The following is a 16999-nucleotide window of genomic DNA, read 5'->3' as shown; positions in this document are numbered from 1 at the left end:
TTTTTCTTTTTTATTGTTAATTGGCAATTTTTTTAGTTATTTTAGAGCTATCCGTTATTTGGTTTATCCTTAAAAGGGAATGTATATGAATATGAAGAGTGTATCAAAGTTCGGCCTGTGCCTATTGAGCGCACTTGCCCTCAACGTTTACGCCCAAGACAACTGGGCAGGTAAGGACCTGAACGTATCTTTCAGTAACAAGCGTATTGACGGTTTCAACTTCAAAAATGCGAAAGCCGTCGCCCACACCACCGACTTCCGCCGTGCCACCGGTGAAGGTCCGAACTTCCAGGGAGCAAAGCTCAATGAAGTTTCCTTCCAGAACGCCGTGATTAGCGGAGCAAACTTCGAAGGCGCAGACCTTACTAAGGCGACCATCAGCGGTGCCGACATCCGCAGCTCTTCGTTCGAAGGCGCCAACATGGAAGAAGCCAACCTCTACCGTGCAACGCTTCTCGACAGTAACTTCCCGAAAGTCAACTTCAAAAACGCACGCCTCGACGCTATGAAGGTGTCCGACAACGCTGACTTCAGCAAGTCCGACCTCACCCAGGCGTCCGTGATGGATGTGGACCTTACTGCAGCCGACTTCAGCAAGGCAAACCTGACCCGTGCAAACTTCTCCCGTTCCTTGATGGCTAACAGCGACCTCCGCAAGGCCACCATCGTCAAGACGGACTTTACCGCCTGTAACCTGATTGCCGCCAACTTCAAGGGCGTTGACCTCGTTGACGTGAACTTCGCAAAAGCTGGTCTTTCTCAGGCTAACTTCAGCGGTGCAGAATTCAAGAACGTGAACCTGCAGGACGCTGACCTTTCCTTGACGACCTTCAATGACGTCGACCTTTCCAAGACTCAGCTCCAGAAGGCCAAGTTCGCTCAATCCACCGTGAAGAACATGAAGTTCGACGGCCAGGACCTGACCGGCGTGATCTTCGACAAGGGCTCCGTCGCAAAGAACTCGTTCACGAAGGCCAAGCTTTCTAAGGCATCCTTCTACGATACCGAAGTGAGCAAGAACGCTTTCCAGAACGCAGAACTCCTGAAGGCCGTGTTCGACGGCGCCTACGTTCGCAAGAACATCTTCGACAAAGCTGACCTCACCAAGGCCAACTTCGCGAATTCCACCATTGAACGTTCCGACTTCATTCTCGCCCAGCTCGCCGGTGTAAGCTTTGCCGGTGCCAAGCTCGAAAAGGTGAACTTCACCAACGCCAACATGCAGGGCATCAAGATTGACGCCGACACCAAGATGGAAGACGTGGACTTCTCTGGAGCAAACCTCGAAGGCGCCAAGATTGAAAAGTTCACCGCCAAGAAGGTAATCTACGACAACAAGACCCAGTTCCCGTCAGGCTTTGACCCGCGTCAGTATGGTTTCACCAAGCGTGGTGAAAAGGCAGCCGACATCAAGGTCGAAGGCACAGGTTCTTCGGGCAAGAAGAAGAAAAGAAAAAAAGCCGCTGACGACGAAGAGTAGTCTAGAACCTTAACGGATTTAAGAAGCCCCGGTGAAGAACCGGGGCTTTTTTAGTGGGTTAGCAACGGGCTGCGTTATTTATGATCCATCAGCCAGTTCACAGCCTCGGAGAGGGTGTGAACCTGGACTATTTTCATGCCGGAGGTATTTTCGGGCAAACGGCCGCCCGCAGGCACGACCGCCTCGGTAATTCCCAGGCGGCGGGCTTCCTTGAGCCGTTGTTCCAACAGGCTCACGGAGCGGACCTCGCCAGACAGTCCTAGCTCACCAATCACAATACACTGGCGTCCGAGCGGAATTGCGAGGTGATTGCTCGCAATGGCAAGCGCTAAGGCGAGGTCCGATGAAGTGTCGGAGACCTTCAGCCCGCCGGCAATCGACACGAACACGTCGGAGGCTCCAACGATAACCCCGCCGAACTTTTCGAGCAGGGCCAGAATAATCGTAAGACGCTTGGGGTCGATTCCGGCCGCCACACGCTGGGGTACCGCAAACGTGGTCGAACTCACGAGCGCCTGCGTTTCAAAGAGCATGGCGCGAGTGCCTTCGAGCGTACAGCAGACGACGCTCCCGGGCGTCGGCGGAACGTTTTCTTGCAAGAACACGCGGCTCGGATTTTCCACAGGCGAAAGCCCGTGCCCCGTCATCTCGAATACGCCGATTTCGTCGGTAGCACCAAAGCGGTTCTTGATAGTCCGGAGAATTCGGTATTGATGATTACGGTCGCCTTCAAAGTACACGACGGTGTCGACCATGTGTTCCAAAATGCGCGGGCCCGCAATCTGGCCGTCCTTGGTCACATGCCCGATTAGAATAGTGATGCAGCCCGTATTCTTGGCAAAGACCATCAGGTCGAGCGTGCATTCGCGAAGCTGCGTGGCGCAGCCCGGAGTGCCCGACAAGTCGCTCTTGTAGACTGTCTGAATAGAATCTATCACGAGCACTTGCGGCTTGAGTTCCTGGGCTTGTTGCAAGATTTTTTCGAGGCTGGTTTCGCAAAGCAAAAGCATATCGGAGCCCGCGACATTCAGGCGCTCGCTACGGAGTTTGACCTGTACCGCACTCTCTTCGCCGCTCACGTAAAGCGTCTTGACGCCGGCGGCTGTCATGGTGGCGAGCGTCGAAAGCACGAGCGTGGACTTGCCAATACCCGGATCGCCACCAATGAGCACCAGGGAACCTGGTGCAAGCCCGCCCCCCAGCACGCGGTCAAATTCGGCATTGGCGGAGCTCAGCCGCCGCGTATCTTCGGTCGCGACATCCTTGAGTGGCACCACCTTGTGCACCGGGCCTCCCAAGCCGCGAGAGGCTCGCCCGCCCTCGAGAATGTTTTCGACCACATGTTCCTTGAGGCTGCTCCATGCGCCGCAGAACGGGCACTTGCCCGCCCACTTGGGCGTGGTGTTGCCACATTCGGTGCAAAGGAACTCAATTTCTTTTTTCGCTTTCGACTTATTTAGTGCTACCATGAGCACTAATATAACAAAATACGCCTGACATAAATTGTCAAACGCACGTAAATGCACAAAAAAGCACTAAAGTAATTACGGATTTTTCGTCAAAGGAAAGTCAAACTGGATAGAGCGCGGGGTCGCAAATTTTTCGAAGGCGATTTCGTAACAGAAGTTCTTTTCGTCTACCGCCTTCACGATTCCTGCACCAAAGATTTTATGCACCACGCAGTCGCCCACGGCAAACTCGGCCGAAGGCGCCTTCTTTACAAGCCCAAGGCTTTCGTCGCTCAAAAATTCGCGGTCGCGATCGATGTTTGCGATGTAGGCTTTCGCGGCTTCAAGGAAATCTTCTGAAATACCGCGGGCGATGTTCAAACCGCCCATATCCATTTCCAGCAGGAATCTAGACGGATAGCGGGTTCCACTTTCGCCTGCAACACCATCTTCGGCATCGCTTAAGCAAAGTACATTCTCGGCGCGGGTAAATGCCACATAGGCCAGGCGGCGTTCTTCTTCGAGTTGAATCTTGTTCTGCACGCGCTTGACCGGGAAAAAGCCTTCGTTCAAGCCGCAAACGAATACGTACGGGAATTCCAAACCCTTCGCGTTGTGAATCGTCATGAGCTGCACGCGGTCTTTTTCTTCGGTGTCTTCGTCGGTATTCGTGAACAGCACGATGTTCTGCAAGTATTCATCCAGCGAGGCGTCTTCTTCGTAGTAATTCTCGAATTCAAGAATTCCTTGCTTGAGTTCGGCCAAATTGTCCAGGCGGTCTTCGTCGCCATCGAGGCGAAGCATTTCTTCGTACTTGGTTTCGCGCAAGATTTTCGCAAGGACTTCGGAGACGCTCATGTCCTTGTAGCGGGAACGGTACTTCTCGATCAGCTTCACGTATTCGACCACATTGCTCCGGGCCAGGAATCCCTTGCAGTCGAAATCGATTTTTTGACTTTCGTCGCCGACAGAAGAAAGTTCCGCCTGCGACGAAACATCGGCCGCCACATTGTTCAAAAGGCCCGCCTCCGAAACGATTTCAAGCAGAGCCTCGTAAAGCCCGACTCCGCGGGCATCGGCAAAGGCCTGCAAGGTTGCAATTTTCTTCGGGCCAAACTGGCGCTTGGGCGTATTCACCGTACGTACAAACGACAAATCGTCGGCGTACACCAGCATTCGCAAGTAGCAAATGACATCCTTGATTTCTTTGCGCTGGTAAAAGCCTACCCCGCTGTAAACCTTGTAAGGAATGTTTTCGGCCATCAATGCTTCTTCTACAGAACGCGATTGCGAGTGCATGCGGTAAAGTACCGCGATATCCTTGTAATGCACGCCGCCTGCGCTTTGCACGGCATTCTGGATTTGTTCCACAATCCACTTAGCTTCTTCGCGGGTGTTCTTGGCATGGTAAAAGACTGGCGTCTTGCCGCCAACCCTTTGTGGCCTCAAGACTTTTTCGATTCGAAACTTATTGTTCTTGATAACCGCATCCGGCACCTTCAAGATGCTGGGTGTGGAGCGGTAATTGTTCTGCAGCAAAATGGTCTTGGTATTTTCGTGGGTCTTGTCGAATTCCAGAATGCGGTTGACATCGGCGCCGCGCCAACCGTAAATGGTCTGATCCGGGTCGCCCACCACAAAAAGATTCTTGTGGTAGCTTGCCAGTAAATCTGCCAACTGGTACTGTTGCCCATCGATGTCCTGGTATTCATCGACCATGATGTACATCATGCGCTTGCGCCACTTGTCGAGCTGTTCCGGGAAGTTTTCGAGAATGTACAGCGTCGAAAGAATCAAGTCGTCAAAATCCAGAGCGTAATTCTTTTTCTGTTCGTAAAGGTAGCGGTAATAAACCCGCATCCACTTGTCATCGGCCGCTTCCGAAAGCGCAAGCAAGTGGTCTTTAGTGGTCATGCCCTCTGACGGCAGTTCTGCAAAAAGCGAGACGTAATTGATGTCGGCCGCCTTGCGGCCCCCAATGTAATCGATAACGCTGCTGATTTTCAAATCTTTAAGCGAGTAGCCTAGATCGGCGTAGGCCTTGTGCAAAAGGGACTTCTGGTCGTCTTCGTCCAGAATCATGAATTCTTTCGGGTAATTCAGCACATGGATTTCTTCGCGCAAGAATCGCACGCAAAAACCGTGAAACGTAGAAATGTAGCCGCTGTCGTCGCCGCCCAACACCGTGCGGATTCGCTTTTTCATTTCGTTCGCGGCCTTGTTGGTAAACGTGACACAAAGGATGTTCGACGGCGAAATGCCCATCTCTTTCACCAGGTACAGGTAACGCTGGGTCAGCGTCCGGGTCTTGCCGGACCCAGCCCCCGCCACCACGCGCACAAAGCCCTCGGTGGTTTCCACCGCTTGTCGTTGTTCCAAATCCATATTTTCTAGGGCCATGTGCACCTCGTTACATAGTGAACATTTGTTTTACTGCACAAAAATATAGTGTTTTTAGAACAATAGTGTTATAGCCCCCTGAAATCTAAGCACAAGAAATAGCTACAATCAGGGCCAAAATCAAAAAGAACATCACTTTTTTTAGAAATTCAAGTATATTTTAAGCAAATACTCGAGGTGTATATGGGAGCAAGGTTCTTTTTGACTTTCGCCTTAACGGCGATTCAGGCGTTCGGTGCCGTGTATTATGTGGCGACCGACGGTAGCGACAATGCGGCGGGCACAAAAGACAAGCCCTTCGCCTCGCTCAACAAGGCAAATACTGTAGTGCACGCGGGCGACACCGTATGGATTCGCGGCGGCATCTACGACCTGCACGATACAGTCTTTTACGAACGGTACAAGATGACTGCGGGCATCCTACTGACTGCAAGTGGTGAAAGCGACGACAACCGCATCCATTACCTGGCCTATCCGGGCGAACGTCCGATTTTTGACGCGACCAACCTCCCTGTGGCCGCAGGCGTGGAGCATAGCGACGGCACGCCCGAGGGCGCGATGTACACCTCGCCCATTGTGATTTCGGCAAAGTACCTGCACCTGAAGGGTTTCGAGGTGCGCAACACGCCCATGAAACACAACTCGAATTCCGGCGTTTTCCTTTACGCGAGCAAGCACATTTTTTTGGAGCAGATTGATAGCCACCATAATGCGGGCCCCGGATTCTTCGCGAACGACGGCGCGCCAGATGGCGGCGGACACATCTTCTTGAACTGCGATGCCCACGACAACTACGACCCTTTGGGCTGGCAGGGCGACGGCGAAAACGCCGACGGCTTCGGCGCGCATTACCAGAAACCCGGCGAGGGCGATACCACGAAGTTCATCGGGTGCCGCGCCTGGTGGAACAGCGACGACGGTTTCGACTTCATCAATCAGGAATTCCCCGTGGTGCTGGAGAACTGCTACGCGATGGGGAACGGCTACAGCGACTACGGACTTGGAAACCCGAAGAACGGCAACGGGCACGGCATCAAGATGGGCGAAAGCACCCTCGGCGGCGGGCGGCATACCATCAAGTTCTGCGCCGCCTGGAAAAATAAGGCGACGGGCTTTTATGCGAATTACACCGGCGTGGGCAGCAAGTGGCTCAACAACACGTCGTACATGAACAAGGACCGCGAATTCGCCATGGCATCGACGCTCTTCGATTCCGAAGGGAACCGCATTGCCGAGGTGGCGCCCCTCACCGGCGACAATGCACATGTACTCAAGAACAACATTGCCTTCCCGAACAAGAATTCGCAAATCGGGGAGTGCTGGGAAAAAATTTCTAGTCAGAACATCGACCATTACGTGGAATGCCCCGCCGGCGAGAACAACACCTGGAACCTGAATCTCGACCTGACGGTCGACGATTTTGAAAGTCTTGACGACCCGAGCATGACCGTGACCGGCAAGGACCTCTCGACGATTCCGGGAATCCTGGGCCCGCGTAATGCCGACGGCAGTTTGCCCGATGTGGATTTCTTGAAACTCAAGAAGGGGAGCCGCGCCCTAGAATTAGGTTTGGGAGCGTTCAATTATAGCGGTTCTGCGACTCCGATCATCAAGAAATTCCGGAATTCAACGAAACCGCTTACAGCGCCAAGCGATCCTGCAAAAATGTTCGATTTGCAAGGCCGTTACTTGGGGCCTTTCAAGCCGGGCAAAGCGCCCCGTTATTTCATAACAAAGTAACAAAAATCACCTTCCGATTGCGTTTTCACGCCTTTGTAAGTAAACCGAAACAAAAAGAAGTCTCTAACTCGTTGACAGACAACGATTTAGACTCGCTACTCCGCAGAAATCCAAGACCAAATTCTGCGTATTTTCTATACTTGGAATCAAGTTGATCAGGAGACCGACGACATTTCTAGGAACAGCCGCCTTCGCCACGGCTGTTGTTGGCGCCATTGCCCTTGGCGTCTGGTTCCTGCATGCGCTTGCGGAACGGTTCCTGTCGACTCCGCACACCATCGCGGGCATTACGATTAGCCCTCACGGGCACCGTATGGACGACCTGCTGACCCACCATTTCGATTCAATCCGCGTTTCGATGGACGGCACCGATATCAAGGTGGCCAACCCGAATTTGGAAATCACCCTGCTGGGCGAACCCAAGGGCATTCGACTCGCCATGGATTCGGTGATTGCAGACATCGATGTTTCCAAGGATAAAGACGAGAAGAAGCCGAAGAAAACCGACAGCATTCCCAAATTCCCGGAAAAACTGAAAATTCACATTCCGGCGCAAATCGATGTCAAGGAGGCGCGCGTTAACCTTTCGGACGGCAAGAGCTGGCAGGCAAGCAATATTTCCGTGGAAAGCCGCGGACAAAAAGCGCTCACGCTCAGCGCACGAAACATCAGCGGCGACTATATTTCGGCACCAGCAAGCGTTAACCTGAACGCAGACTTCAGCAGCGACGACTTGAAGATTGACGGCAAGATCAAGACGAAGAAAGATTCTATCGCCTTGAATGTCGAAGCCCCCAAGAACAACCTCGGGAAAATCAAGACAAGCACTGACCTGACCATCACCAATCCCGAAGACTGGATTCCGGTGGAGCTACCGCCGGCAGTGCCCGAACTCGGCAAGGTCAAGGTGTCCGCAACCGCAAACGTAGACCTGCAAAAGAACCGCACCTCTTACGACGCAACGATTGAAACGAGAGTCGGAGCCTTCTGGCCGCTGCTTGCCGAAAACGTGACCGTAAACCTTTCGGGCGACATGGAAAACATCGATGCCGATGTGGTTCTCAGGAACGACGAAGGCGGAACTATCGTACTGAACGGAAACGTCGATAAAGAAAGGAACGTGTTCTTCACGGGGCGCATCGACCGCATGAATGCGATGTTCGGTCCGCAGATGATGCCGCTCGACATGGAAATCAAATCGGGCGAACTGATCGACAACGAGCTGACCGTTTCAATCGAAACCCGACACGGATCACTTGTCGACGCAGAAGTTCATCTCAAGGATTCGCTTTCACTCACCTTTACCGGTGACATTTCCCCTTACGAACCGTGGGCATTAGACTGGACGCAAGGCAACCTGACCTTGGGCGACCGAACAAAAGCGTACGGTTCGTTTGATGGACATTACCTGAAAATACTCGCCAAAGTCAATGCGATTGAAAACGCCTACCACATAACGGCAGACTCTCTGCAGGTGACGCTCGCCATCAACAAGAAGGGAATCGACTTTACGAACGGTGTCATTTACACTCCGAACGAAACTTTCGATTTCGACGGCGATGTCAAGTGGAACGACGAACACCCGCATACCTCCTGGAACGTAAGGCAGCAACACGGCGGCAGCGCAAGCGCATACGTTCACATCGGAGATTCGATTGCGCTTGACGTTCAGGCCGACAAGGTGGTTTTCGAGACGATTCCGTTCTCTGACATAAAACTCGGACGAAACATTCGAGGAAAGGTGAGCGGCGAATGGCACCACGACTTTGACAACCAATTCGGATTCATGGACGTGTCCGTAGACGGCGACCTGGACGCATTCAAAGTTGGACTTGAAACATCGATTCGTGCAAACGGCGACACGCTATTCATTGACAACTTCAGGGCAATCCATAACCGAAACTCCGTGACCGCAACGACCGTATTCGTGTTGCCTAACGATTCGAACCCGGACTTCAAGCCTACTACCTTCTTGCCTGTAGAAGTGTTGTTCGCCAACATTTCATCGCACGACTTCAGTATTCCGCTACTGCTTGAAAGCTTTAACGACAGCACACTCACTTCGGGCATGCTGAATGGTGATCTCACCTACAACCAAGGTAACAAGCTCATTGGAAACTTAAGCTTTGCAGACATCAAGTTCCGAAAGATTCCGCCCGACCTGTTCAACATTCGAAAACTGAACGTGTTTGCCGAAAACGACAAGGTCGAACTGAACGCTTATCTGGACATTGGCGGCGGCGGCTGGACAGGCAATACGCAGGTGATTATCAACAACGTGTTTAGCGACAAGCGTCACGTCAGTTTCTCGCACGGTAGCGACAACGGCGGCACGGTTTGGGCAGAAGGCTTTATCGACAACGACCTGTTGTTCAAAGGCACTGTAGACGCAAACGGTTCCTGGTTCATTCCGGGAACGGTCAGCGAAATCAAGAATACCGACTTGCATGTGGACATTGCAGCCAACTTGCGGAAGGGCCTTGCCGGAATTACCGCGGACATGAGTCTGGATTCGACCGTTTACGAACCACCCAGAACCAAAGTGCAGTTCCCGATTTACATGCGCGGCCATGTGGAAAACGGGCTCTTGAACATTTACGAAGCGAGAACCAAGAACGAAAACGACGAAGTCATTTCGGGAACACTGCAGTTCAACCTCGACAGCATGAAGATCGATTCTATCAATGTGCATTCCGACCGTTACTCGATCAAGACCGAATCGCATTACCTTGTACTTGAAGACATCAATTCTACCATGACCGACAGCGAAGAAGAACTGCTGGTGACGGCAAACATTCCGAAGATTTCTTACAAGTTCAACAACATAATTTACGGCGACGCCGAAGCCATTGCCCGTGGAAACATCGGCTTTGCAATTCCGCACCGCCAAGAAGGCATTATCAAGAACAGCACCATTACCGGAAATATCATGATTGACAAGATGGTGTTCTACCGCGATTTCGATATTGACATTACGCCGGCAGCTCTCGACAAGTACCTGACCATGTTCAACAACTTTGTCGCCAAGATGCGCAAGAGCGGCGCCCAAGAAGAAAAAATATCAGTTTCGAGCCCCATCAACCTTTCAATGCACATTAGCGACTCGCAGCGAGATTCTATCGCTATCGTGACACCGTTTGCAACATTCCCGCTGACAGTCGACATCTGGGTTTTGGGTAACACGGTTCGCCCGCTATTGCGCGGTGACATAACGAATACGAACAGTGGATTTATTGGAGTCAAGGATATCTATGAATTCGACCTGAATTCGTTCATGATTTCTTGGAACGATGTTCCCTGGCAAAAGGGCGTTGTCGACGTGACCAGTAGCCAGGAGCTCCCCTACTGCTCAGCAGAATCAAACGAGACCGATAAAGAAACATGCCCGATTAACCTAGACTTGCAGGGAACCATTTCGAATTTGCAGGCGGTACCGTCGTCTAACTGCGGTACCGACGCCTCGGCAGCATCGATTTACTACAACATTTTGCTTGGTTGTATCGCAAACGACAACGGCGAAGAAGCCGACTGGAACAAACTTGCAGGCAAGGCAATCGGTAAAGTGATTTCGACGACAGCGAACAAGACCTTGGGCGGCGATTACATTGGCGATATTGAAATGAAGGTGATGTTCTTTGAAAACAATACCACCGGCGATAAAGACTCCAGCTACTTCAAGATTCCGATTTCGCTGGACCGTTGGGTTAAGGACTTGAGCTTGATCTTTGGTTACACGCAAGACCAAAGCGTAAGCCCCACTTACGACCAGTCGTTCCAATTCGGCATCAACTACACGTTGCCCGTGTTCCAAGAAGAAATTTACTCGCACGAAAACCATCTGTCGCCGACTTTGTACTTGAACGGCATGCTGACCTCTAAGCAGTACTTGACCAATACCGGCGCCGGAAGCAACGACCGACTCGAAAAAGACATCGGTATCAACTATATGTACCGATTCTGGAATCCGTGTATTCTTGGCCTTGGACGATGCGAAGCCATAGAATCGCCCTCTAAGCAAAAGGAGGACTCAAAATGAAAAAGATCCTATTCCTTCTTTTAGCATTCGCCTTCGTATGCCTAGCCGCCGATGACGACAAACACCCGTGGTACGTAAATATCAAGGGTAACAAGGCCTTCTCGACTTTCCAGCTTGAAGAACAACTTGACATTCCCGAAGAATTCGGCAAGATGGATACGACCAAGCAAGACTTCATGATGCGACTTTCGCTGGAAAACATCAAGGCGCTCTACTATTCTCGCGGTTATTACAGTCTCGATTTGTCGATGGATATCCAGCGCGACATCATTTCGGCAGACAGCAGCATTCGCGGCTACTTTATTACCATTCGCGACGGCGAGCGTTACCGTTTTAGCGGTGTCAAGCTGATAGTTCCCGAAGATCGCAGGGTCGAAATTGACGAAACAAAATTGAATATTGCCCAAGACCACCTTTACAATCAAGACGACATTGCCGAAGACCTGGAAGACATTCAAAAGGCTTACCGCCGCGAAGGCTACCTGCATTCAACGCTTTCTTCGATCGAAATGATTGACACGACGCACAAAAAGATTCTGGTGCAGATTACCGTTGACCCAGGCGCAAAAGTCATGATGGGAAATATCGCCTCTTCTAGCCGACGCACAAAAGACAGGCGTAACCCGAATGCAGTCATTTCGGAAACGGGCCTTACGGATACGGCATGGCTTTCTAACCTCTGGCGCATTCCCGAAGGCGAAATCATTGACGGTAACCAGTACTATACCTTTAGAAACAAGCTTTTCTCGACCCAGCTGTTTACGCAAATCAAGATGAGCGATTCGCTTAGGGAAGACGGCCTTTCGGACGTTTACCTGAATGTAACCGAACGCATGCCCGGAGAAACCCGCTACGGATTCTTCTTCGAAGAAATCTACGGATTCGGAGCGCTCGCCTCAGCAAAGCACAAGAACTTCTTTGGGCATTTCCACGAATTTTCGACAAGTGCCCAAATTGCACAGCATAAGCAAGAAGCTTCTGTCGGTTACGCAAACCCGCTCTTGTTCGGGACCTCCTTCAGCTTTATTCCGACGGCAATCCGATTTGAAGACCGCATCACGTTAAACCACGAAAAAATTAACCCGCCGGCATACCCCGACAGTTTGGAAGAACGTTACGAAATCATCAACCGCGCAGACTTGACCTTCGGTATTACCAAGCGCATTCGTTTCCGCGGGACATTCGATACCCGTTACGTGAACAAGAACGAAGACAAGCTCTTCAAACTGAAAGGCGAAACGGCGCTCACCTTTGACTACACCGACGACTACTTCAACCCGACAAAGGGTATACGACTTGCCCCCACATTCGGTGCGGGTTCTAACTGGAAGGCCGACCTTCAAAACCCGGGCATGGTGGGCGACCCCTACACCTATGGCGAAATGACAATTAACCTTTACCACCCGCTATTCTGGACTTTTTACGGAGCCGTCAGCGGAAGCGTCGGTAGATTCTTTGCCAAGGCCCTTGAAGACGATGCTAGAATCTTTTACCAGGGCGGTACGCGTTCTGTGCGCGGTTACCGATTCCGCAGTATTTACGCAAGCTACGACAGCACTTACACCGTGCGCGACGAAGAAACCGGCGAAGAAGAATCCGTCACCGACATTCACACGGGCCTTACGCCGCTCTACTTTAGATTCAACCAAGAAGTGCGCTGGACATTCCCGTGGAAGTCTTGGCAGCGCTGGCAGATTGTGCAGTTCTACGATTGGGCCCGCGTAACCGACAGCGAAAGCGGCAAGTACGCCGCCGAAGAAGACGAAAGTTTGGGACTCGGCATCCGTTACCGCTGGCAGTTCCTTACATTCCGCCTAGATTACGCCTTCAAGAAAGATTTGAGCAACTGGAATCTGGAACACTTTGCTTCCGGCCGATTCGCCTTCGACCTGTCGCAGACATTCTAGGCGGCAGAGCCGCGATGTGGAATGTGGGATGTGAGATGAGAAATGTTTAATTACTCATTACACATTTCACATTAGTCATTTACTAGACACTACGTCGCGATATAATTTCGCAAGGTCCGCTTTTTCGGGCACGACATTTGCTTTGATTCCGGCGGCAGCGAGGGCTGTGCAGATTTGCTCTAACGATGCGGCAGAGTCCACTTTGAAAGTCGCCGATTCGCCGGCAAGGTCCGCCACTCGACCGCTCTTAAGGACTCGCCCGCGGTCGATGATGGCAAAATCGGTCGCTTCTTCTTCCATTTCAGCCAAAATATGCGAGCAAACGATAGCGGTACCGCCTTCATTTTTGCGCCAGTCGGCAAGCAGACTCCACACGGATTCACGTGCCATCGGGTCGAGGTTTGCCACCGGTTCATCCAGAATCAAAAGGCGCGGGCTCGGAGCCATGGCACGCAGCAATTGCACCTTCTGGCGGTTACCCAGCGAAAGCTTGCCCATGCGGGTTGCAGAATCCGGCAACTCTAGCTTTTGCGAAAGCAACTTGATGCGTTCGAGGGCAGCAGATTCATTCCACGCAGGGTTGCGCGCCGCATAAAAGCCCACGAAATAATCCACGTATTCCGCAATCGATAGCTTGGGGTAAATGCCCGGATTTTCAAGCAAAATTCCGCAAGCAAGAGGATCCAAGAATCCGTTCTTGCCGCGCATGGCGTCTGCAATTTCAAGAATTCCCGAAAAGCCAGCAAATCGCCCGCACAAGAGTCTCAAAAGCGTCGTCTTTCCCGCCCCGTTCGGGCCCAAGAGCGCAAAGAAACTCCCCTCGGGAATTTCAAGCTTTACCGAGTCAAGCGCCTTTTCCGACGCACCGGGGTAAGTAAACGAAACACCTTGGACCTTAATCGCAAACATGAGGCTAAATATAGAAAACGAAAAGTGGCCCGCCCACGCGAACCACTTTTTCAATATCTTGCGCCAAAGGCGCCATTTTTTTACTCAAAGGACCGAAGGTCCGCGCTCACGCCTCAAAGGGAGCGTAGCGACCGAGCTCATAGCCCAAGTAATTTTGCTCTGCAAAATTACTTGTACAGCGGGTGCTTCTTGCAAAGTTCGACAATTTCCTGACGGATCTTGGCGAGAGCGGCATCGTCGTCCTTGGCCTTGATGCAGCGGTCGATGATGCGGGTCACTTCGCGGGTATCTTCTTCGTCAAAGCCACGGGTCGTGATAGCAGCAGTACCGAGACGCACACCGGACGGATCCATCGGCTTGCGCGGATCGAACGGGATGGTAGAACGGCTGCAGGAGATGCCCACCTTTTCCATGGCCACTTCGGCTTCCTTACCGGAAACGCCCTTGGAGGTCATGTCCACCACGATGAGGTGGTTGTCGGTACCGTCGCTAATAACCTTGTAGCCCAGCTTCATCATTTCGTCGGCCATGGCCTGAGCGTTCTTGATGACGTTCTTGGCGTAGGTCTGGAATTCCGGCTGCAGAGCTTCGAGGAATGCAACGGCCTTACCGGCGTTGATGTGGTCGTGCGGACCACCCTGCATGCCCGGGAACACGCCCTTGTCGATTTCCTTGGCCAAAGAAACTTCCTTGAGTTCGCCCTTCACCATCTTCTGGATGGTGCGGTCCTTGCACATGATGATAGCGGAACGCGGGCCACGGAGAGTCTTGTGGGTGGTGGTCGTCACGATGTCGAAGTACGGCACCGGAGAATCGATAGCCTTACCTGCGATGAGGCCTGCGACGTGAGAAATGTCGGCCATGGTAAGGGCGCCCACTTCGTCGGCGATTTCCTTGAAGCGCTTCCAGTCGAGGTTGCGGCTGTAGGCAGAGAAACCGGCGAGGATCATCTTCGGCTTTTCGCGGAGAGCAATTTCGCGGACCTTGTCCATGTCGATGCGGCCCGTTTCCTTATCGACTTCGTACTGCACGAAGTTGTAGAGCATACCGGAGAAGTTCACCGGATGGCCGTGAGAAAGGTGTCCACCGTGGTCGAGCTTGAGGCCGAGGACCTTGTCGCCCGGTTTGAGGACGGCGAAGTACACGGCAGCGTTGGCCGGAGAACCGGACAGCGGCTGGATGTTCACGTGGTCGCAACCAAAGAGCTTCTTGCAACGTTCGATGGCCAAAGCTTCCATCTTGTCGATCACTTCGTTACCACCGTAGTAGCGCTTGCCCACGTAGCCTTCGCTGTACTTGTTGGTCAGCACAGAACCCATGGCTTCCATGACGGCCTTGGAGGTGTAGTTTTCGGAAGCGATGAGTTCGATGCCATATTCCTGGCGTTCGGCTTCTTCCTGGATGATGTTGTAGATTTCCGGATCGGTCTGTTGCAGTGTAGATTTGAGCATTTAGCTACTCCTTGATTTGTACGCGCAAATATAGAAAAAATATTACCCAACCAAGGGTTCCGCCCTCCAGAAACCAATAATGCGGGAGGGAACCCAGCTCGGAGTTGCGAAGGCCGCACGGTTCCCTCCCTGCGCCCACCCTTTCCTTGGCCGACGCTCTTTTATGGTTGGCCTAGTGATTTCCTACTTACTTGTCTTCCAGTACCCTCTCGCCTAGGTAGTTCCACCCCCTAAAACCCCTGGCTTTAATCTGCCTACCGCTGCCCACGGCTCCAGAAATGAGCCGTGTGGAATGAATTGCTCACTGTCTTGCCGCACTTGATGCGGCACCTCCTTTCCCCGCCCGCGTCATGCCGGTGGAAATCGGCATCAGCTTTTCATGTCCAAAAAAAGCGCTCCGGCTCAGCCTGCTCCGCACGCAGACAAATTACGGCCTTCGGCCTTTACTGTCCGCTTAGCGGCCAGGCATTCGCCGCCGCTTTCCCCAAAGCCCTATTTTTTGTTAAATTTTTTTAGATAGTTAATTAAGGATTAGTAATCCTTTGTGCAACGGATAGAGAGGCCATAAAACTTTTCTTCTCCTGCACCGCGAGTCAGATGATCGTATGTAACATAGGCTACCAAGCCCCCGACATAACCATTTTCTTCATTCTTATATTCACCAGGCAACCAATGATAAGCAGATTTATCCATATTTATATAATATGAATGAGGACCATCTGAGTGCAGTTTTCCAGCCGGCAAAAGGGAGAATCCACGCTGATTGGATCCCCACAAAACAGCCCCCAAATAACTAGCACCGTCTCTTGAACCACTATACCTCATAGCAACAGCCCATTCACCTTGGCTCATAACATGCCAACCATCAGGGCAAATGCCCTGATGCAAAACATAGCTTAAGCTATTACTTAACAAAGGAATTTGATTTCTTGTCAAATCAATCGTACCTGGACATTCAACAGAACCCATGGCAAAGCTGTCGCAGGCCGCAGGAAAATTCATCACCGTAGCCCAGGTATAAAGCCCACCAAAACCATTATCGCAATACCACGGGTCATCATCGTAGCAAAACTTGGTAGAATCCGTCATCTGGGTCCCACCCGGTATCATTTTGCCGTAGTTCAAATTTTGAGCAAAGATTGTGATGGAGTCAACATCCCCAAAGCCAAATTCAAAGCGAAGTGTTTTATATACTTGTCCATCTCGAGGATCAGTAAATTCCCCATAGCTGTAGCCTTTCTCGTTAACAAAAAGACGGCTCATGTCGTAATACTTGCTACTAGAAGAAGGCGTTACAGAACTAGAGGACATCAGAATCCAGCGTCCATTTTCACAGATAAACTCTTGTTGCAACTGAGGGATATACTGAGTCCAGCCCTCATAATCACTCGAGCAAAGTGAGTCGCGCAACACATAGCCACTGGAACTCGAACGATTATCATTTGTACCAGACGAGGAATAATCTCCACCTTCCGAACTACTAGAATTATTTTTCTTATCACTAGAAGAACTCTTCTGCGAGCCATTCGAATCGGGCTTCACAGAGCTAGAAGATTTCTTTTCTGCTACCGAGGAACTGGAACCAAGGTCCTCATTGCTACTCGACGAGATTTCACCGATTGGATCGG

The 16999-nt window shown here is 51.7% G+C and carries 9 protein-coding genes; 4 read left to right on the top strand and 5 right to left on the bottom strand.

The window, feature by feature from the left end:
- Positions 1-85 precede the first annotated feature (85 nt).
- Entirely contained in the window at positions 86-1480 is a 1395-nt protein-coding gene (locus B7988_RS06985) for a pentapeptide repeat-containing protein (protein ID WP_083564345.1), read from the top strand.
- Positions 1481-1554: 74 nt separating this feature from the next.
- Here the strand turns inward: B7988_RS06985 and radA are convergent, their stop codons facing one another.
- Entirely contained in the window at positions 1555-2949 is a 1395-nt protein-coding gene (radA, locus tag B7988_RS06980) for a DNA repair protein RadA (RefSeq protein ID WP_088657363.1), read from the bottom strand.
- A gap of 75 nt (positions 2950-3024) precedes the next feature.
- The gene (locus B7988_RS06975) at positions 3025-5328 is read right to left on the bottom strand and encodes a UvrD-helicase domain-containing protein (RefSeq protein WP_088657362.1); all 2304 of its coding nucleotides are present in this window, start codon (positions 5326-5328) and stop codon (positions 3025-3027) included.
- A 183-nt stretch (positions 5329-5511) separates the two neighbouring features.
- Here B7988_RS06975 and B7988_RS06970 point away from each other — a divergent pair, with 183 nt between their 5' ends.
- The 3 genes from B7988_RS06970 (at position 5512) to B7988_RS06960 (ending at position 13011) form a co-directional block, all read left to right on the top strand.
- Entirely contained in the window at positions 5512-7068 is a 1557-nt protein-coding gene (locus B7988_RS06970; protein ID WP_088657361.1) for a right-handed parallel beta-helix repeat-containing protein, read from the top strand.
- Between the two features lie 151 nt (positions 7069-7219).
- The gene (locus B7988_RS06965) at positions 7220-11104 is read left to right on the top strand and encodes a hypothetical protein (protein WP_141225593.1); all 3885 of its coding nucleotides are present in this window, start codon (positions 7220-7222) and stop codon (positions 11102-11104) included.
- Entirely contained in the window at positions 11101-13011 is a 1911-nt protein-coding gene (locus B7988_RS06960) for a BamA/TamA family outer membrane protein (RefSeq protein WP_073318058.1), read from the top strand. Before B7988_RS06965 ends, B7988_RS06960 begins: the two co-directional genes overlap by 4 nt.
- Before the next feature lie 75 nt (positions 13012-13086).
- Here the strand turns inward: B7988_RS06960 and B7988_RS06955 are convergent, their stop codons facing one another.
- The 3 genes from B7988_RS06955 to B7988_RS06945 all read right to left on the bottom strand — a co-directional run.
- A complete protein-coding gene (locus B7988_RS06955) occupies positions 13087-13920 on the bottom strand; it encodes an ABC transporter ATP-binding protein (RefSeq protein ID WP_088657442.1) in 834 nt (277 codons plus the stop codon).
- A gap of 167 nt (positions 13921-14087) precedes the next feature.
- Entirely contained in the window at positions 14088-15371 is a 1284-nt protein-coding gene (gene glyA, locus B7988_RS06950; RefSeq protein WP_088657359.1) for a serine hydroxymethyltransferase, read from the bottom strand.
- Between the two features lie 531 nt (positions 15372-15902).
- On the bottom strand, positions 15903-16999 hold a 1097-nt coding region (locus B7988_RS06945; RefSeq protein ID WP_141225592.1), incomplete at its 5' end, for an FISUMP domain-containing protein.

The organism is Fibrobacter sp. UWB1 (assembly GCF_002210325.1).
Taxonomy (GTDB): Bacteria; Fibrobacterota; Fibrobacteria; order Fibrobacterales; family Fibrobacteraceae; genus Fibrobacter.
The sequence above is the reverse complement of the archived record's forward strand: the minus strand, read 5'-3'. Positions and strand labels throughout refer to the sequence as shown.